16 protein-coding genes are annotated in these 17,983 nt (G+C 68.7%); 8 read left to right on the top strand and 8 right to left on the bottom strand.

Annotated features, from left to right (window positions below; genetic code table 11):
* Nucleotides 1-710: 710 nt before the first annotated feature.
* Nucleotides 711-2,189 carry an AAA family ATPase gene (locus AB0C26_RS33355; RefSeq protein WP_360255692.1) on the top strand — a complete coding sequence of 493 codons (1,479 nt, stop codon included), beginning with the start codon at nt 711-713 and terminating at the stop codon, nt 2,187-2,189.
* 106 nt (nt 2,190-2,295) lie between these two features.
* On the opposite strand, the gene AB0C26_RS33350 is transcribed toward AB0C26_RS33355, so the two are convergent.
* Complete coding sequence (locus tag AB0C26_RS33350) at nt 2,296-2,784, bottom strand: N-acetyltransferase (RefSeq protein ID WP_360255689.1); 489 nt, start codon at nt 2,782-2,784, stop codon at nt 2,296-2,298.
* 137 nt (nt 2,785-2,921) lie between these two features.
* Here AB0C26_RS33350 and AB0C26_RS33345 point away from each other — a divergent pair, with 137 nt between their 5' ends.
* From AB0C26_RS33345 to AB0C26_RS33335, 3 genes are all read left to right on the top strand, one after another.
* A complete protein-coding gene (locus AB0C26_RS33345; RefSeq protein ID WP_360255687.1) occupies nt 2,922-3,260 on the top strand; it encodes a hypothetical protein in 339 nt (112 codons plus the stop codon).
* 9 nt (nt 3,261-3,269) lie between these two features.
* Nucleotides 3,270-3,644 (top strand): VOC family protein, encoded by a 375-nt coding sequence (locus AB0C26_RS33340; RefSeq protein ID WP_360255685.1) that lies wholly within the window; start codon nt 3,270-3,272, stop codon nt 3,642-3,644.
* A 69-nt stretch (nt 3,645-3,713) separates the two neighbouring features.
* The gene (locus AB0C26_RS33335) at nt 3,714-4,298 is read left to right on the top strand and encodes a hypothetical protein (protein WP_360255684.1); all 585 of its coding nucleotides are present in this window, start codon (nt 3,714-3,716) and stop codon (nt 4,296-4,298) included.
* A gap of 2 nt (nt 4,299-4,300) precedes the next feature.
* Here the strand turns inward: AB0C26_RS33335 and AB0C26_RS33330 are convergent, their stop codons facing one another.
* From AB0C26_RS33330 to AB0C26_RS33320, 3 genes are read right to left on the bottom strand one after another with little or no spacing between them, the layout of a single operon-like run.
* Nucleotides 4,301-5,650: a (Fe-S)-binding protein gene (locus AB0C26_RS33330; protein WP_360255681.1), complete on the bottom strand. Its 1,350-nt coding sequence runs from the start codon at nt 5,648-5,650 to the stop codon at nt 4,301-4,303.
* Nucleotides 5,651-6,769 carry an FAD-binding protein gene (locus AB0C26_RS33325; RefSeq protein ID WP_360255679.1) on the bottom strand — a complete coding sequence of 373 codons (1,119 nt, stop codon included), beginning with the start codon at nt 6,767-6,769 and terminating at the stop codon, nt 5,651-5,653.
* Between the two features lies 1 nt (nt 6,770).
* On the bottom strand, nt 6,771-8,222 hold the full coding sequence (locus AB0C26_RS33320; protein ID WP_360255677.1) for an FAD-linked oxidase C-terminal domain-containing protein: 1,452 nt from the start codon (nt 8,220-8,222) through the stop codon (nt 6,771-6,773).
* A gap of 62 nt (nt 8,223-8,284) precedes the next feature.
* On the opposite strand from AB0C26_RS33320, the gene AB0C26_RS33315 reads away from it, so the two are divergent.
* The gene (locus AB0C26_RS33315; RefSeq protein WP_360255675.1) at nt 8,285-8,968 is read left to right on the top strand and encodes a hypothetical protein; all 684 of its coding nucleotides are present in this window, start codon (nt 8,285-8,287) and stop codon (nt 8,966-8,968) included.
* A gap of 127 nt (nt 8,969-9,095) precedes the next feature.
* Here the strand turns inward: AB0C26_RS33315 and AB0C26_RS33310 are convergent, their stop codons facing one another.
* Nucleotides 9,096-10,247, bottom strand: coding sequence for a cytochrome P450 (locus tag AB0C26_RS33310; protein WP_360256091.1), 1,152 nt, complete (start codon nt 10,245-10,247; stop codon nt 9,096-9,098).
* Nucleotides 10,248-10,539: 292 nt separating this feature from the next.
* Here AB0C26_RS33310 and AB0C26_RS33305 point away from each other — a divergent pair, with 292 nt between their 5' ends.
* Nucleotides 10,540-10,956, top strand: coding sequence for a helix-turn-helix domain-containing protein (locus AB0C26_RS33305; protein ID WP_360255673.1), 417 nt, complete (start codon nt 10,540-10,542; stop codon nt 10,954-10,956).
* On the opposite strand, the gene AB0C26_RS33300 is transcribed toward AB0C26_RS33305, so the two are convergent.
* Both AB0C26_RS33300 and AB0C26_RS33295 read right to left on the bottom strand, forming a co-directional pair.
* Entirely contained in the window at nt 10,895-11,953 is a 1,059-nt protein-coding gene (locus AB0C26_RS33300) for an MAB_1171c family putative transporter (RefSeq protein WP_360255671.1), read from the bottom strand. The genes AB0C26_RS33305 and AB0C26_RS33300 overlap by 62 nt on opposite strands.
* The gene (locus AB0C26_RS33295; protein WP_360255669.1) at nt 11,950-12,423 is read right to left on the bottom strand and encodes a hypothetical protein; all 474 of its coding nucleotides are present in this window, start codon (nt 12,421-12,423) and stop codon (nt 11,950-11,952) included. The genes AB0C26_RS33300 and AB0C26_RS33295 overlap by 4 nt, the downstream gene beginning before the upstream one ends.
* A 190-nt stretch (nt 12,424-12,613) precedes the next feature.
* On the opposite strand from AB0C26_RS33295, the gene ppdK reads away from it, so the two are divergent.
* Together ppdK and AB0C26_RS33285 are read left to right on the top strand one after the other, a co-directional pair.
* Nucleotides 12,614-15,295, top strand: coding sequence for a pyruvate, phosphate dikinase (gene ppdK / locus AB0C26_RS33290; RefSeq protein WP_360255667.1), 2,682 nt, complete (start codon nt 12,614-12,616; stop codon nt 15,293-15,295).
* 101 nt (nt 15,296-15,396) lie between these two features.
* A complete protein-coding gene (locus tag AB0C26_RS33285; RefSeq protein ID WP_360255665.1) occupies nt 15,397-15,804 on the top strand; it encodes a VOC family protein in 408 nt (135 codons plus the stop codon).
* A gap of 53 nt (nt 15,805-15,857) precedes the next feature.
* Here AB0C26_RS33285 and recQ read toward each other — a convergent pair whose 3' ends face one another.
* A complete protein-coding gene (recQ, locus tag AB0C26_RS33280) occupies nt 15,858-17,960 on the bottom strand; it encodes a DNA helicase RecQ (RefSeq protein ID WP_360255663.1) in 2,103 nt (700 codons plus the stop codon).
* Nucleotides 17,961-17,983 lie beyond the last annotated feature (23 nt).

Here is a 17,983-nt window from a genome sequence, read left to right as displayed (position 1 = left end):
TACGCTCGAGATATGGCGCGGCCGGCACGTAGTCGAACCTTACGAGTTGACCGATGCCGAGGCAGCCACTTAATGGGGCGACGTCCTTTGAATTGCCAAGGCCATAGCGCTTGCATCAACCTCGCGTAACGCCTCGAATCGGCCCTCCTTGCGGCCGGTTTAGAATGCGTCGAGGCTTGTGCGGCGTCAGAATGGTTGCGTCGCCTTGTTCTTGGAGTTCGGCCCCAGCTGAGGTAGCCGTATGAGCTGCTGGTCCATGTATCCGTCGACGCGCGAGTCCAGACCTGCTAGGTCTGGTTGCCCCAGTTGGTGGCGACGACGCAGTCAAAGTTCGGTTCTTCCGGCAGCTTCGTCGGCATGTTCCATCCCCTCGGCTTGGAGGTACCAGCAAGTGGTCAGCCGGACGTTGATCAATCCCTGGCGTCAAGTCGTAGGCGACACATCCGGCCTCGTCCGTGGGGAGTTGTGACCTTGGGGATTCAGGTCCATCGGTTTCAAGATCTAATCCCATCGGCCTCGCCGGTAGAGGCCGGGTTGTCGATGTAAGCCTACCCGTCGGCTTAGATTTAGACCTAGACCGAATTCGGTCAACCCCTCCGGCCGCCTGTCCGCGCTGCCCGTGTTCCACCTGATTGTCCACTGTGACGGTAGGCAAGTGCGACAGAGCCGATGACACCGTGGACGCTTGACGAGCCCGATATCGTGGGTCAGTGACCGGAAAACCTAGACTTCGGGTGGGGAAAGTTTTCGTCGCTGGCGGGCTCCCGACGATCACCTATAACCCACGTGCCCAACTCAAGCTTGAGCAAAAGGTTGAGGACTACTTGGACGAGGGACATCGGATTCTCTCCATCTCCGGTCCTACGAAGACGGGGAAGACTGTTCTTATCAAGAGCGTACTGAAGCACAAGAATGCCATATATTTGTCTGGGGGATCGATTAGCTCTAGCGGGCAGTTTTGGAGCGTGATCGCCGATGAACTTGAAGTGCAAGCCTCAGTGGAGTTCGGCCGGCAAGAAACCGACGGTGAGATGCGGACTGTCTCAGGAGAGCTAGGTGTAATTCCAGGCGTCGCCAAGGCTGGGAAAATCGCCCAAGAACAGGTCGCTACCAGTCTCACTGACAAAATTATCCGCACGCGTTACACCGAAAACGCGGCACGGAAGGCGTTGAGGAACTGTCAGCGTCCACTCGTGATCGACGATTTTCATTACATTCCATCTGAGGAACAGCTCCAAATTGTTCGCTCTTTGAAGGATCTCGTATTCGATGGAGTCCCCGTAATTGTCCTCGCGGTTCCGCATCGCGCGTATGACGTTGTCCGTGTTGAGAAAGAAATGACTGGGCGCGTACAGCAGCTAGACATTGGATTCTGGTCGAACGATGAGCTTCTTGGTATTGCTGAAAAAGGGTTCGACGCGCTCGGCCTTATAGACGAAGGGGGCCGGATTGCCACCCACCTCGCATCAGAGAGCTTTGCTAGCCCGCACCTCATGCAAGACTTCTGCCTGAATGTTGTTAAAGATTCCGGAGTTCGGGAAACGCAGGAGCAAATTCAGTTTCTAGTCGAACCAAATTGGCAGTCATTTTTCTCTGAAAGATCATCAGCTGCATCGAAGTCTGCTTTTGATATGCTGGCCCGAGGCCCGAGGCAACGGACCGACCGCAAGCCTCGCACGCTTAAAAACGGGCTCATTGTAGATATCTACGGGGCGGTCCTCATGGCTATTGGTTACACCGGCCCTCTAATAAGTATTACCTATGAACACCTGCGTACCGCAATGCGAGAAATCGTCAGCGATAATCCACCACGCGGCCAAGAGATCGCACGGGTATTAGACGAAATGTCTAAGATCGCTCGTGATCAAATCGAAGGCGAACCGGTTGTTGACTATGATGCCGAGCTGATGACTCTGCACATCTCTGATCCATATTTCGCATTCTTTTTGCGATGGAGTGCTCAGGAAGAGCTCGCCGGTAGAGTGTCGAGCATCACGCCATCGTTCCAAGAGAGCCTTTTCGCGAACTATGGCGGAATCAATGTCGGCTGGACGTACGAGGTGGTAATTGAGGGTCACGATAAGGACTGGCTCTGGACCACTACCGATGATAATCGAGCCATTGAATTCAAAGTCGTCATGCCCAACAAGCCGCGAAAAGGCGAGAATAGCGATCCCGATACGGAATGATTCACATGTTGATAGCGTGGCTGCCGTAAGCCTAATTCCGAGGCGCGGAAGTCATCCCGTCGCTCTCAAAACCGCACCGTGGGAGCGGGCACTGACAATCGGTCTCCTATCCGGCGCTCTTGCGGATCGTCATCGGAGAACTGCCCGAGCGGTAATGCACGACCTCGAACGGCCAGGCTTCTCGTAGCCAGGCGCCGACGACGTCGGTCAGGGGGCCGTCCAGATCGGCTCGGGTGGCGATGACCCACGACGACACCAGCGCCTCGTCGTTTCCGGTGGGGGACGGCTTGAGGTACACGCAGCCGATCACGTCTTCAGTGGCTGTTTCGATTACCGAGTACGCGAAGTCCACGCGCCGGGCCGAGCGGTCCGCATGGCTTTCCAGGTCGGCCAGGTTCTCGGCGAGGGTCATGCCCGCCGCTGGTGGCCAGGCGCGATCGAAGCCGGGTGTCGAGCGGATGTGCTCGATGCTCGACGTCCACGCCGCGTGGTCCGCCTCGTTGTGCCGCGGCCCTAGCAACTCGAGGCGGAACCCCTCGGCGGCGAACGCTTCGGGAACGGGGAAGGAGCCGTCAACCAACTGCCGAGCGGTCATGACCGGAGCCTACGAACCGCCCGGGTGTGGCACCATCGTGTGACCACCGATTCTCGGAAGTGTTCGTGTCGCGCCGGGCGCCCTCAGCCGTACGAGCTCGGCTCCGTCGTCATCACCGGCGGGCTGCGCGCCGGCCGGTGGGTGTGCCCGGGCTCTCCTCGTCTGTGGTGTGCCGGCTGCTCGAGGTCGACCGGGCTCTCGGATGGCCGGACGGCCGGTGTGCCGAGGCGGTCGGTGTCTGGCGTGGGCCACGCGATCGGGGGGCGGCGGTTCCGTGGGGTGGCCCCGGCTACGACTGGCGGAATCCGGACGACCCGCGCGCGGTCATCGAGGTCGCGCTGCGGCGGCTGTCCCGGCGGGCGCGGCGGGAGCTGTGGGCGCTGGTCGAGCCGGCCGACGAGCGGCGCCGGCGGCGGTGGGTGGCTGATCCGTTCGCGCCGCTGGAGCTGCCGTGGTGGGTGCGGACGTGGCGGTAGGTTGACGGCATGATCCTTCGCCACATCACTGTCGACAGCTCGCAGCCGTACGAGCTCGCCCGTTTCTGGAGTGAGGTCACCGGCTGGCCGCTGTCCGACGAGGACCTGCCGGACGACGACGAGGTGCTGCTGGCCGCGCCCGAGCCGGTGCCGAGCCTGCTGTTCATCCGGGTGCCCGAGGCCAAGACGGTGAAGAACCGGCTGCACATCGACTGGATGCCGGACGAGCGGACCCGCGACGAGGAGGTCGAGCGGCTGGTCGGCATCGGCGCCAAGCTGTACGAGGACCACCGGGCCGAGGGCGGCCTGGGCTGGGTCACCATGCAGGATCCGGAGGGCAACGAGTTCTGCGTCGAGCGCGGCACCACGGAGCGCGATCTCTAGGGTCTTGATCGATCGGCTTCCACGCGGAACTATGTTTCGCACTGAGAAACCGAGAGAGGGGACTCGTTCATGCTCAGACGTATCACCGTGCTCTTTTCCGCTGTCCTTCTATTGATCACCACGGCCTGGGCCTTGCCGGCTCAGGCCGTCGGCGTCTACAGCCGGGCCTTCACCAACGCGTATCACAACGCGGGGCAGAACCGCAGCATGTGCCTCTGGGTCCACGACGACCGGGGGTTGGGCTACAACCCGTACCTCCGGAGCTGCGCGACGTCGCCGAACGCTCTGGCCAAGTTCTGGCTGCACCAGAAGGAGGACAACTGGGAGGGCAGCAAGCACCCGATGTGGGTGATCCAAAGTCAGGGCACGACGCTGACCTCCTGCCTGGAGGCCTCACCACGCTCCGACGACCCCTTCAACATCGGGCTCGGCACCTGCGACTGGGTCGGCGAGGGGAACAACAACAAGCAGTGGGAGGCGTTCTGGATGCCCCAGTACGACGCCTGGGTCATCAAGAGCATCGGCGGCTGGAAGCGGGGCTTCGATCTGTGCCTCGGCGCTTTCCAGTACGGGCTCACGACGCACCTGGTGAAGTGCAACCTGCATGACGGGCTGCAGCACTGGAAGACGGGCGCCGCGACCCCGGTGTCGTAGCGCTACGCGAACGCCGACGGGCCCAGGTTGCGGATCGACGCGTCCAGGACCTGGGCCGTGTGGGCCAGGGCTATCGTGCCGCCCTGGCGGCGGATCGCCGAGGCTACCTGCATGAGGCAGCCGGGGTTGGCCGTGACCAGCAGGTCGGCCCCGGTGGCCAGCACGTTCGTGGCCTTGCGGTCGCCCAGTTCGGCCGCGGGGACCGGGTTGAGGATGTTCCAGACGCCGGCCGAGCCGCAGCAGATCTCGGGGTCGGCGATCTCGCGTACGGTCAGGCCGGGAATGCCCTTCAGCAGCGAGCGGGGCTGATTCCGTACGCCCTGGGCGTGGCCCAGATGGCACGCGTCGTGGTAGGCGACCGTCAGCGGCAGCGGATGCCGGTCGGCCACCGGGCCGAGGTCGTGCAGCAGTTCGGCCAGGTCGCGGACCTTGGCCGTGAACGCGGCGGCCCGGGCCGCGTACGCCGGGTCGTCGGCCAGCAGGACGTCGTACTCCTTCAGCGACGAGCCGCAGCCGGCGGCGTTGACCACGAAGTAGTCCATGCCGGTGTGCTCGAACGTGTCGATGAGCTTGCGGGCGAAGCGTTGCGCCTCCGGCTTGCGGCCGTTGTGCACGCTCAGCGCGCCGCAGCAGCCCTGCGTGGGCGGGATCAGCACGTCGCAGCCCTCGGCGGCCAGGACGCGTACGGTCGCGGAATTGACCTCGGGGAAGAACGCGCCCTGAACACAACCGGTCAGCATGCCCACGACGGCCCGCCGTTGACCACGGGCCGGAACCAGGCGCGGGGGCGGGGGAATCCGTCGTGGGTGAGGGGCGAGCGCTTCGAGGGTGGCCAGGGTCGGTGAGAGCCGGGCCAGCAGCGGCGTGATCAGCCGGTCGAGGCCGGCGGCGCGGTAGGCGCGCAGCGGACCTCGGAGAAGGCGCAGCCGCCGCCGGTACGGGAACACCGCGAAGATCGCCGAGCGTAGCGCCCGGTCCCGGGGTGAGCGGCTGTGGCGGCGTTCGATCTGGGCCCGGGTGTCCTCGATCAGCCGGTCGTATTTCACCCCGGACGGGCACGCCGTCACGCAGGACATGCAGCCCAGGCACCGATCGAAATGCGCCACCATCGAGTCGCTGAGCGGTTCGCCGTTCAGTCCCTGGTTCATCAGGTAGACGCGGCCGCGCGGCGAGTCCGCCTCGGCGCCCCAGAGTGTGTACGTCGGGCAGGCCGGCAGGCAGAAGCCGCAGTGCACGCAGTCGGCGACCAGGTCGGCCCGGGGCGGATGGTCGTCGTCGAAGGCGGGCGGACCGGCGACCGGCCCGAGCACGTCGCGCGGTGGCTCACCGGTGCCCCAGGTGGCGTCGACCATTCAGATGCCTCCCACAAAGCGGCCGGGCGCGAACCGGCGATCCGGGTCGAACTGGTCCTTGATCCGGCGCATCAGCACGAGGCCGGGCACCGGGCCCCACATGTCGAGGATGTCGCGGACGGGTGGCGGCGCGGTCAGCACGACCGCGTGCCCGCCGAGCCGCACGCACTCCGCCCGCAGGCGTTCCACCTCGGTGATGTCGCGCGGCGCCGCGTACAGCACGCCCGTACCGGCCGATCCACGCACCGGAAAGCCCACGTCGGCCAGGGCCGGCACCCGCGATTTGGGCACCGACAGCTTCATCCCGATCTCGCCGTCGGCCCACGGCGCCACACCCCACCAGGCCGGCGCCTCGTCGCCGATCTGCCCGCCGATCAGCTTTTCGACCACAGACGCTCTTTCCCGTACGCCGGTGGCGGTGCCCTCGAGCAGGACGGCCAGTTCCCCGGAGGCCGAATCGATCTCGAGCGCGCTCGGCACGACCTGCGCGCCGAGGACGGCCGCGACGGCCGAGGCGGGTGCGGTTGTACGGACGTACAGCCTCGAAGCCGCACGCGGATGCAACCGGAAGGCGCACTCGGTGATCAGCCCGAGGGTTCCGTAGGAACCCGTGAAGAGCTTGCCCAGGTCGTAGCCGGCGACGTTCTTGACCACCTTGCCGCCGGAACGGGCGACTTTGCCGTCCGGCCGCACGATCGTGATGCCGATCAGCAGGTCGCGGACCGTCCCGTAGTGCAGCCGCCGCGGCCCGCTGGTGTTCGCCGCGACCGTCCCGCCGACCGTCGCGCCGGGCGGCCCGTCGAGCACCAGTTGCTGATCTCCCAGCGACAGCTCGGACAGCGGCGTCCCGGCGCGGAGCACCGTGATCAGGTCGCCCGCGGCGTGCTCGACGATCCCGGTCAGCCGGGTCGTGTCGATGATCAGGTCGAGCCGGTCCGGCGGCGGCCCCCAGTGGAGCTTGGTGCCGGCGCCGCGGACGACGACGGTCAGGTCGCGCGCGGCGGCGATCAGCGCGGCCGCCTCCGCTGTCGACGCCGGCGCCGCGACCAGCCGGGCGGGCACGCCGCCCACGTGGTCGTCGCCGGTGGCCGGCCGCGTGAGGTCGTCCAGGGCGCTCATGTCAGAACACCTCGGCGTCGCCGAAGGCGTCGGCCGCGCGATGGCGGCCGGGCCGCTCGCCGCACAGTCGCGGCGTCGGGAAGATCTTGCCCGGGTTGGCCAGGCCGCCGGGGTCGAAGGCGCAGCGCAGCAGCTGCATGGTGTCGAGGTCGTCGTCGCCGAACATGCGGGGCATGTATTTCGCCTTGTCGGCGCCGACCCCGTGCTCGCCGGTGATCGACCCGCCGTACTCGACGCAGAGGTCGATGATCGCCCCCGAGGTGGCCTCGGCCCGCTCCGCCTCGCCCGGGACGGCGTCGTCGAAGAGCACCAGCGGATGCAGGTTGCCGTCGCCGGCGTGGAAGACGTTCGCCACCCGGACGCCGTTCTCCGCCGCGAGGTCGTCGATCTTGCGCAGGACCTGCGGCAGCGCGGTTCGCGGGATCACGCCGTCCTGGACGATGTAGTCGGGGCTGATCCGGCCCACGGCCGCGAAGGCCGACTTGCGGCCCTTCCAGAACAGGGCCCGCTCGGCGTCGTCGGCCGCGATCCGCAGCTCGAACGCGCCGGCCTCCTCACACAGGGCCGTGACCTGCTCGAACTGGGCCTCGACCTCGGCCGCCGGCCCGTCCAGCTCGACGATCAGCACCGCCCCCGCGCCCGCCGGGTAGCCGCAGGCCACCGCCGCCTCGGCCGCCTCGATGGCCAGCGCGTCCATCATCTCGATGGCGGCCGGCACCACCCCGGCCGCGATGATCGCGCTGGTCGCGGCGCCGGCCTGGTCGACGCCGGGGAACGCGGCGAGCAGGGTGCGCACCGACTCGGGCAGGCGGGTCAGGCGTACGGTCACCTCGGTCGCGATGCCGAGCGTGCCCTCGGAGCCGACGAACGCGCCGAGCAGGTCGTACCCGGGCGGGTCCTCGGCCCGGCCGCCGATCCGGACCAGGTCGCCGTCGGGGGCGACGAACTGCAACCCGGTGACGTGGTTGGTGGTGAAGCCGTACTTCAGGCAGTGCGCGCCGCCCGAGTTCTCGGCCACGTTGCCGCCGATCGAGCAGATCTGCTGGCTGGACGGGTCGGGCGCGTAGTAGTAGCCGTGCGGGGTGGCGGCCCGGGTCACCTGCAGGTTGATCACGCCGGGTTCGACCACCGCCCGCTCGTCCTCGGGCGCGACGTCGAGGATCCGGCGCATCTGCGCGGTCACGATCAGGACGCCGTCGGCGTGCGGGAGCGCCCCGCCGGACAGGCCGGTGCCCGAGCCCCGGGCCACGAACGGCACCCGGGCCGCGGCGCACGCCCTGACCACGGCCGCGGTCTGGGCGGCGGTGTGCGGCAGCGCGACGATCGCCGGGACCACCCGGTAGTGGGCGAGGCCGTCGCACTCGTACGTCCGCAGCTCCTGCCGGTCGGTGATGACCTGGTCGGGGCCCAGCTCCGCCCGCAGCCGCCGGGCCAGCGCATCGAGGTCGGTCACCCCGACAACCTAACCCGGAGCGCCCGGATCCGTCACGGTATGTGTTCTGCGAAGATGGCCCGATGCTCGCTCGTATCGCCGCCCCCGCGCTCTGCGTCGTGCTCCTGGCCGCCGGATGTTCGTCCGGCGACGACGACCCCGCGCCCGAGCCGACCGGCCTCATCGCCGCCACCACCATGCGCGGGGCGCTGCTGCAGGCGGCCGACATCGGGCCGACGTGGGCGGCGCCGGCCCAGGCGCCCGACCCCCAGCAGATGGTGAGCATCTGCGGCGGCACCTCGACGGCGCCCGCGGTCCCGCCGGGCGGCGAGGTCGTGGCCGCGTCCTTCGTGGACGAGGGGGAGAAGGGCGCGCAGACCCTCGACCAGAAGGCGCTGGTGTACGGGGACGTGAGCGCGGCCAAGGCCGGTCAGGCGGCGCTGCGCGCGGTCGCCGACGGCTGCCAGGCCGACGTGTCGGTGCCGGCCACCGTCACGAACGACAAGTCCGAGCCCGCCTACACCGAGACCGTCGAGATCAAGACGCTGACCGAGAGCGGCTGGGACGGCTTCGCGGTGATCCGGCACAAGAAGTACGAGCCGAAACACCCGGGCACGGCCGACACCGCGGTGGCGGTGCTGTCCAGGAGCAACGTGGTGCTCGTCGATGCGTACGCGATCTATCAGCTGAACAACGCCAGCACGTCGCCCAACTTCTCGGCCGACTGGCAGAAGCTGGTCGGATCGGTTGTGCAGCGCGTCGGCTGAATCTCAAAGCCAGCTGTGAATGCGGCTCCCGGGATGGACAGCCCGGCCGCACTGGTCTAATGTTCCGAGTGCGCCGTTGTGAGTTCTTCCCCCGTGGAATTCACAGCGGCGCCCTTATTTGTCCAGGTCATGTGGTGACCGGCAGGCGGGTGTAACCGCGCAGGGTCAGGCTGTTCCGCCGCTCGGCGCCCTCGGCGCGTGCCAGTTTCGGCAGTCGGCGCATCACCTCGGGGAAAGCCACCTGAGCCTCCAGCCTCGCCAGCGGTGCGCCCAGGCAGTAGTGGATGCCGCCGCCGAACGAGAGCGGCGCGTTGTCCCCGCGGCGCAGATCGAGCCGGTCGGGGTCGGCGAACCGCTCCGGATCACGGTTGCCGCCACCCAGGTAGGCGACGAGACGGTCACCGGGCTCGATGGGCACGCCCGCGATCGTGGTGGCGTCCCACGCCACCCGGCCCAGCAACTGCACCGGCGAGTCGAAGCGCAGCAGCTCCTCGACCGCGGCCTCCGGGTCCTCGTGCAGCGCCGGCACCTGATCCGGGTTGTCCAGCAGCGCGACCAGGCCGTTGGCCAGCAGGTTGGTGGTCGTCTCGAAACCGGCCGCGAACAGCAGCGCGGCCATCGTCAGCAACTCGTCCTCGGTGAGGCGGTCACCCTCCTCCTCGGCGCTGACCAGAGCGCTGAGCAGGTCGTCCTGCGGGGCCTTCCGGCGCTCGGCGGCCAGGGCGGTCAGATAATCGCGCATGACCTTGGCCGCGGGGTCGGCCTTCTCCAGAATCTCCGGCGTGATGATGTCGAGCACCTGCGACCAGTCACGCACCAGAGTCTGGAACTGGGCGCGGTCCTCTTTCGGGACGCCGAGCAGCTCACCGATCACGTTGGCCGGCAGCGGAAACGCGAACGCCGACACGAAATCGGCCTCGCCCGCGCCCCGCAGGTCGTCCAGAAGCTCGCCCACCATCCGCTCGATCGCCGGGCGCAGCTCCCGCACGCGGCGTGCGGTGAAACGTGAGCTGACGAGCCGGCGCAGCCGGGTGTGGTCCGGCGGGTTCTGCGCGATCATGCTGGTGAAGAACTGCTGGAGGGCGGGATGTTCGGCCCAGTCGGGGAAGCCGACGAAGGCCAGCATGTGCGCCGGCATGTGGCCCAGCTTGGGGTCGCGGGCCACCGCCGCGCAGTCGGCGTGCCGGGTCACGACCAGCGCGTTGTCGCCGGCCCGGACCATCGGCGAGATCTCCCGCAGCCGGGCGTACCGGGGATAGGGATCCTCCCGCCCGACCATGGTGGTGAGCTCCGTGAGCAGGGTGAAGACTTCCGGACTCTCGACAACTGTCGTCACGGCGGGCCCCTCTCGGCGCATCGATATGCGACGAAGCCTACCGAGCGGGTGCGACATAAAGGGGTTGAGCGCCCCGTCCGGCTGGCTTACGCTCGTGCGGGCTCATCAACCACAGTTTATGGCGTCCTGCATCGGGGGATGTGCATGGACCGGTCCCGCCGGTCCCTGCTCATGGACGCCGTTCGCTGTATGGTGGGCACCTCATCGTGCGCCGGGCATCGGGGAGGAGGGCGTGGTGGGCGCCTTCCCCATCGCGGAGAAGCTCGATCGCCTGTTCCGCTCGGTCCGGCCGGCCGGGCAGGGCGAGCCGAGCTACATGGCCGTGGCCGAGACGATCCGGTCCGATCAGGGTGTGTCGATCTCCCACACGTACATCTGGCAGCTGCGCACCGGGCGCCGCGGCAACCCCACGATCCAGCATCTGACCGCCCTGGCCACCTATTTCGGGGTGCCGGTGGCGTACTTCCTGGACGATGAGCAGGCGGCCCGCGTCGACGGTCAGCTGGCGCTGCTGCGGACCCTCCGCGACGCGGGGGTCACCGAGATCGCGCTGCGGGCGGCCGACGTGTCGCCGCGCGGGCGGGACACGATCAGCGAGCTGATCCGGAAGGTGTGGGAGTCCGAACGCCGGACCGGCGATAGGCCCGGCTGACCGCGCTCAGCCACGCGACCTCGTCGGCCAGGGTCGAGCCGACCGGCGCCCACGCGGCCTCCGCCGAGCTCTTCGAAGGGGGTTCACCGGCTTTTCGGCGCTCCAGAGCCCGTACGATGGCATCGGCCTCTGAATTTGCCGTTTCGTCCGCTCCGGGCTCGGGGCGCTCGAGGTAGGGGCGCAGGGCCAGCATGCCGTCCCTGATCTCGATGACGCGTCGGTAAAGGCGCAGGTGGATGTCGTCGACGCCGGCGAGCTCGACGATCGCGCGGCGCGGCGTGAAGAGGATGATCTCGGGGAAGGTGTCCCGCATGGCCTTCCACAAAGGCCGCAAAACCAGGAGATTGCGGTACGCGGTGAGCGCGCTCCGGGCCCGCGGACTGGCGGCGAGCATGCCGCCGGTGACGGTGAGCAGCACCGCGACGGTCTGAATCTGCTCGGCGATCGGCTCGACGGTCCGCAGGTCCTCGGCGAGCAGCGCGCTGACGCGGAAGACGGCGAACACGGTGATCATCGCCGTGCCGACCGCCATCATGCGCAGGGCGAAGCGGGGGAGGCCCGGGCCGACCTGGCGGCTCGTCGACCAGAACAGAGTGGTCGCGTTGACCAGCACGTAAGCCAGGTAGCCCTCCAGGATCACCCAGTAGGCGAAATGCCGGGTGGGAACGCGCGGGGCGGGCGCCGTGCCGGTGGCGGCGATGATGATCAGCGCGGCCAGAACCCCGATGGCCAGCGCCGTCTGCTGACGGTTGTCGCCGCGCCCGGTGACCAGGGCGACGAAGCGCAGCAGGAAGAACGCGGCCAGCACGCCGCACAGATGGGGCAGAGCGGGTGCCCCGGTCCCGGCGAGGATCGGTGGAAACGCGAACGTCTTGCCGAGCGTCACCGCGGCGAGTGAGGCCCAGAGGGCGCGCTGGCGGGTGTCGCGAAACAGGGTGGGAAAGCGGACGATCGCCATGCCCCAGAGCAGGGCCAGCAGGATCGCCGAGAGGATCACTCCAGGCCCAGTGCCTCGGCGAGCCGGCCCGGCGTCGTGCGCGGCGGCCGCGGTGACCGGCCCCGGATCAGCGACGCCATCATCTCGGCCTCACGTTCCTGGGTGTCGGAGTACGCGGCCCGGCCCAGCACCCGGCCGACGGTCGCCGGGTCGAGATCGGGGAACAGGCGCGCTCTCTCGCTTCCGGCGCCCGCGCCCGAGTGCCCACTGAGGATATGGGCCAATTCGTGCAGCACGATGTGTTCGGCGTGCAACGGCGACGTGCCGGGATCGTAGAAGACGTGATCGGCCTCGGTGGTGCCGATCCACAGGCCGCAGGGCGCGTCCGCGCTGAGACCGGGCACCGGCCGGCGGATCAGCGGACGGCCGCGCCGCTGGGCCACCTCGGCGCAGAACGTGTCCAGATCGAACGGATCGGGCACGCGGATCCCACGCAGGCGCGACTCGCATCGCCGCCGCAGGTTTTCCACCGTGGCCACGCTACTCGCCGGGGTCGCTGCGCGGAACTGCGCGGAGAAAGCGCTTACCGAACAGGAGGTGATGGTGGCCTGTGCAATACCCCACGGGACAGTTAACTATTAGGCGGATCTCTGCATAGCCTTACGAATCTCGGGGCAGAAACCAGTTCGGCCGCGGAATCGAAACCGGAGGTGACTGGCGATGGAGAAGTTCGTCTACGACTTCGCCGAGGGAAACAAGGATCTCAAGGATCTGCTGGGCGGTAAGGGCGCCAATCTCGCGGAGATGACGAACCTCGGCCTCCCGGTCCCGGCCGGCTTCACGATCACCACATCGGCGTGCCAGCGCTATCTGTCCGACGGCTCGCACGTGGAGGGCCTGGCCGAGGAGATCGATGATCATCTGGCCGCCCTGGAACGCGAGATGGGCCGTTCGCTGGGCGACCCCGCTGATCCGCTGCTGGTGTCGGTGCGTTCCGGGGCCAAGTTCTCCATGCCCGGCATGATGGAGACCGTCCTCAACGTCGGGCTCAACGACGAGTCGGTGGCGGGACTGTCGCGGCAGGCCGGCGGCAACGACCGCTTCGCCTGGGACTCCTACCGGCGCCTCATCCAGATGTTCGGCAAGACGGTGTGCGACGTTCCCGGCGCCGAATTCGAGGACGCGCTGCACGAGGCGAAGGTCCGCAAAGGCGTGAAGGACGACGTTCAGCTCGACGCCGACGATCTCAAGGAACTCGTCACCGCGTACAAGAAAGTCTTCGCCAAACACACCGGCCACGAATTCCCGCAGAACCCCCGCGAGCAGATGGATCTGGCCATCGCGGCCGTGTTCCGGTCGTGGAACGCGGACCGCGCCGTGCTCTACCGGCGGCAGGAGCGGATTCCGGCCGACCTGGGCACGGCCGTCAATGTCGTGGCGATGGTCTTCGGTAATCTCGGCGCCGATTCCGGCACGGGCGTCGCATTCACCCGCGACCCGGCGACGGGCGAGAGCGGCATCTACGGCGACTACCTGCAGAACGCGCAGGGCGAGGACGTGGTGGCCGGCATTCGCAACACGGTGCCGTTGCAGGACCTCGAGAAGATCGACAAGAAGTCGTACGACGAACTGCTCCGCATCATGGCCCAGCTCGAGGGCCACTACCACGATCTGTGCGACATCGAGTTCACGATCGAGCGCGGCAAGCTGTGGATGTTGCAGACCCGGGTGGGCAAACGGACGGCGGCGGCCGCGTTCACGATCGCGGCCCAGCTCGTCGACGAGGGCATGATCTCCCTCGACGAGGCGCTCACCCGCGTCAGTGGGGCCCAGCTGGCCCAGCTGATGTTCCCCCGGTTCGACCTCTCCTCGGATCCCTCCCCGATCACGCGGGGCGTCGGCGCCTCCCCGGGCGCGGCGGCGGGCGAGGTCGTGTTCACCTCCGCCCATGCGGTGGCGGCCGCGGCCGAGGGCAGATCGGTCATCCTCGTACGCCGGGAGACGAACCCCGACGACCTGCCCGGCATGATCGCGGCGCAGGGCATCCTCACGGCCCGCGGCGGCAAGACGTCGCACGCGGCGGTGGTGGCCCGCGGCATGGGCAAGACGTGCGTGTGCGGCGCCGACGAGATGGAGGTGGGCCGCGACCAGTTCACGGTGAACGGCCAGGTCGTGCACGAGGGCGACACGGTGTCGATCGACGGTACGACGGGCCGGGTCTACCTGGGCGCGGTGCCGGTGCAGCCGTCGGAGGTGGTGCAGTACTTCGAGGGCGACCTGGATCCGGCGCTGGCCAACGAGCCGCTGGTCTCGGCGGTGCACCTGCTGATGACCCACGCCGACTCGGCGGCCCGGCTGGCGGTGCGGACGAACGCCGACACGGGCGCCGACGCGGCCCGGGCGCGCCGCTTCGGGGCGCGGGGGATCGGCCTGTGCCGCACCGAGCACATGTTCCTGGGCGACCGGCGCCCGCTGGTGGAGCGGCTGATCCTGGCCCGCACTGAGGCGGAGCGCAACGACGCGCTGTCGGCCCTGCAGCCGTTGCAGCGGGCCGACTTCCTGCAGATCTTCCGCGAGATGAACGGCCTGCCGGTGACGGTCCGGCTGATCGACCCGCCGCTGCACGAGTTCCTGCCGTCCTTGGAGGACTTGGCGGTGCAGGTGGCGGTGGCGAAGGAGCGCGGCGAGGAGGCCGAGCACGACGAGCGGATGCTGGCCGCGGTGCGGCGCATGCACGAGCAGAACCCGATGTTGGGCCTGCGCGGCGTCCGCCTCGGCCTGGTGATTCCCGGCCTGTTCGCGATGCAGGTGCGGGCGATCGCCGAGGCGGCGGTGCAACTGGCGGCCGAGGGCGGCCGCCCCCGCCCCGAGATCATGGTCCCGCTGGTCGGCGCGGTCCAGGAACTGGAGACGGTCCGCACCGAAGCCGAGAAGATCATCGCCGAGGTGGTCGGCTCCTCAGGCGTCCAGGTCCTGATCGGAACGATGATCGAGGTGCCGCGGGCGGCGCTGACGGCCGGCCAGATCGCCGAGGCGGCCGAGTTCTTCTCGTTCGGCACCAACGACCTGACCCAGATGGGCTGGGGTTTCTCCCGCGACGACGTGGAGGGCGCGTTCTTCTGGCGCTACCTGGAGCTGGGCATCTTCGGCATCTCCCCGTTCGAGTCGATCGACCGCGACGGCGTGGGGCGCCTCGTGCGCATCGCGGCCGACGAGGGCCGCGCCACACGCCCCGGCTTGAAGCTGGGCGTCTGCGGCGAGCACGGCGGCGACCCGGAGTCGGTGCACTTCTTCCACGAGGTGGGCCTGGACTACGTGTCGTGTTCCCCGTTCCGCGTACCGATCGCCCGCCTGGAGGCGGGCCGGGCCGCGGTCGAGTCGGCGGGTTCGGACCACCGCTGACCCGTCCACGACCGGGTAGACCTCACCCGCGCGGCTGAACGTCGCCGGGCCCGGGGTCTACCCTCGGCCGGGAGAAGCCTTCATCGCCCAAGGAGTCCGCGATGGCATCCCGGCTCAACCCTTACCTGAGCTTCGACGGCACGGCCCGCGAGGCCCTCGATTTCTACCGCTCGGTCTTCGGCGGCGACTTGACGGTCAACACGTACGGCGAGTTCGGCGCCCCCGACCCCACCTCCGCCGACCGCATCATGCACGGCCGCCTGGAGACCCCCCAGGGCTACACCATCATGGGCGCCGACGCCCCACCCGGCACCACGACAACCCCCGGAAACACCATCGTCTGCAGCCTGTCCGGCGACGCCGGCGAGGGCCTGGAGGAGATCTGGCCCCAACTGGCCGAGGGCGCCGAGATCGAGGTCCCCTTCGAGAAGCAGATGTGGGGCGACACGTTCGGCCAGCTGAAGGACAGATACGGCATCCACTGGATGGTCAACGTCACCACCCGGTAGCCCTCAGCCCTTTGTTCGTCCTGCCTGCCCGCCCGACCGCTCGCTCGCTCGCGTCAGCGGTAGTCCGGCGGCGGCGGCTCGAAATCGTAGTCGAATTCGTCCGGCGGCTCCTCACTGAAGTCGAACGGGTAGGCCTCATCCGGCGCGCCGCGACCCGCCACCGCCGCCGCGCGCTCGGGTGCCGCGCTCTCGGGTGCCGCGGCGCGGTTGGGTGCTGTCGCCGACCTGGGTGCTGTCGGTGTCGCGGGCTCGGGGGCGTCGCCGAAGCGCGAGGCGATGCGGGCGGCCGGTGGCGCGGCGGGCTCCGGGGAGCCGGCGGGGGCGCCGGCGCCGTGCAGGGTGTCCAGGACCTGCTGGCCGAACTTGGCCAGCTTGCTCTGGCCGACACCGCTGACCGTGCCGAGCTCGGCCAGGGTCGCCGGGTTGAGCGCGGCGATCGCGCGCAGCGTGGCGTCGTGGAAGATGACGTACGCCGGCATGCCCTGCTCCTTGGCCGTGGCCCCGCGCCACGTGCGCAGCCGCTCGAAGACCGAGGCGGCGGCGGGGGAGAGGTCGGCCGCGGGCGCCGCGGCGGCCGCGCGCTGTTTCGGGGCCCGGGTCTTGACCGGCGCGACCTCGCGGCGCATCGCGACCTTCGCCTGGCCGCGCAGGACGTCGGCACTGCTGTCGGTGAGCACCAACGTGCCGTACTCACCCTCGACCGCCAGATGGCCCGCGGCCAGGAGCTTGCGGACCACCCCGCGCCACTCCGTCTCGCGCAGCTCGGTGCCGATGCCGAAGACCGAGAGCTGGTCGTGCCGGAACTGCTTGATCTTGTCGGTCTGCTTGCCGACCAGAATGTCGATGGACTGCCCGGCGCCGAATTTCTGCCCCCGCTCGCGCTGCAGGCGCAGCACCGTGGAGAGCAGTTTCTGCGCGGCCACGGTGGCGTCCCACGACTCCGGCGGCGCCAGACAGGTGTCGCAATTGCCGCAGTTGTCGGCGGACTGGTCCTGCCCGAAGTACGCCAACAGCTCGGACCGCCGGCACGAGACGGTCTCGCAGAGGGCGAGCATGGCGTCGAGGTGCTTCGAGGCGTTCCGGCGGAAGTTGACGTCCCCGTCCGAGCCCTCGATCATCTTGCGCTGCTGGACCACGTCCTGCAGCCCGTACGCCAGCCAGGCCGTGGACGGCTGGCCGTCCCGGCCGGCCCGGCCCGTCTCCTGGTAGTAACCCTCCACCGATTTCGGCAGATCGAGGTGGGCCACGAACCGTACGTCAGGCTTGTCGATGCCCATGCCGAAGGCGATCGTCGCCACCATGACCAGGCCGTCCTCGCGCAGGAAGCGGGACTGGTTGGCCGCGCGGACCCGGTTGTCGAGGCCCGCGTGGTAGGGCAGCGCGGTGACGCCGTTCTGGTTGAGGAACTCGGCGACCTTCTCCACCGACGCGCGGGACAGGCAGTAGACGATGCCGGAGTCGCCGGGGTGTTCCGTGCGCAGCAGGTCGAGCAACTGCTTGCGCGGCTCGTTCTTCGGCACGATCCGGTACTGGATGTTGGGGCGGTCGAAGCTCGCCGTGAAGTGGCGGGCGTCGTCGAGGCGCAGGCGGGTCGCGATCTCCTCGCGGGTGGCGCTGGTCGCCGTCGCCGTCAGCGCGATCCGCGGCACGTCGGGCCAGCGCTCGTGCAGCATCGACAGGCCCAGGTAGTCGGGGCGGAAGTCGTGACCCCATTGGGAGACGCAGTGTGCCTCGTCGATCGCGAACAGTGAGATCTTGCCGCGGTCGAGCAGCCGCTGGGTCGCCGCGACGCCCAGCCCCTCGGGCGCCACATAAAGAAGGTCGAGCTCGCCGTTGACGAACTCGGCCTCGACCAGCCGGCGCTCGTCGTAGTCCTGCGCGGAGTTGAGGAAGCCGGCCCGCACGCCCAGGGTGCGCAGCGCGTCGACCTGGTCCTGCATGAGGGCGATCAGGGGCGAGATGACCACGCCGGTGCCCGGGCGGACCAGCGCGGGGATCTGGTAGCACAGCGACTTGCCGCCGCCGGTGGGCATGAGCACCAGCGCGTCGCCGCCGTCGACGACATGCTCGATGATCTCGCGTTGCTGCCCACGGAAGTCGGGGTAGCCGAAGACGCGATTGAGGACGTCGTAGGCGGGAGTCGGTGGCGAAGTCACGAAGCGATATTAGAGAGGTGGAC

The sequence above is a fragment of the Actinoplanes sp. NPDC048796 genome (assembly GCF_040650035.1).
Taxonomy (GTDB): Bacteria; Actinomycetota; Actinomycetes; order Mycobacteriales; family Micromonosporaceae; genus Actinoplanes.
Note: the sequence above shows the minus strand (reverse complement) of the source record. Positions and strands in the feature narration are given on the sequence as shown.

What these genes read in the sequence shown, in the direction of transcription:
- AB0C26_RS33350 (WP_360255689.1), bottom strand. Translation starts at nt 2,784, where the DNA reads ATGACCGCTCGGCAGTTGGTTGACGGCTCCTTCCCCGTTCCCGAAGCG.
- AB0C26_RS33340 (WP_360255685.1), top strand. Translation starts at nt 3,270, where the DNA reads ATGATCCTTCGCCACATCACTGTCGACAGCTCGCAGCCGTACGAGCTC.
- AB0C26_RS33335 (WP_360255684.1), top strand. Translation starts at nt 3,714, where the DNA reads ATGCTCAGACGTATCACCGTGCTCTTTTCCGCTGTCCTTCTATTGATC.
- AB0C26_RS33330 (WP_360255681.1), bottom strand. Translation starts at nt 5,650, where the DNA reads ATGGTCGACGCCACCTGGGGCACCGGTGAGCCACCGCGCGACGTGCTC.
- AB0C26_RS33325 (WP_360255679.1), bottom strand. Translation starts at nt 6,769, where the DNA reads ATGAGCGCCCTGGACGACCTCACGCGGCCGGCCACCGGCGACGACCAC.
- AB0C26_RS33315 (WP_360255675.1), top strand. Translation starts at nt 8,285, where the DNA reads ATGCTCGCTCGTATCGCCGCCCCCGCGCTCTGCGTCGTGCTCCTGGCC.
- AB0C26_RS33310 (WP_360256091.1), bottom strand. Translation starts at nt 10,247, where the DNA reads ATGGTCGGGCGGGAGGATCCCTATCCCCGGTACGCCCGGCTGCGGGAG.
- ppdK (WP_360255667.1), top strand. Translation starts at nt 12,614, where the DNA reads ATGGAGAAGTTCGTCTACGACTTCGCCGAGGGAAACAAGGATCTCAAG.
- AB0C26_RS33285 (WP_360255665.1), top strand. Translation starts at nt 15,397, where the DNA reads ATGGCATCCCGGCTCAACCCTTACCTGAGCTTCGACGGCACGGCCCGC.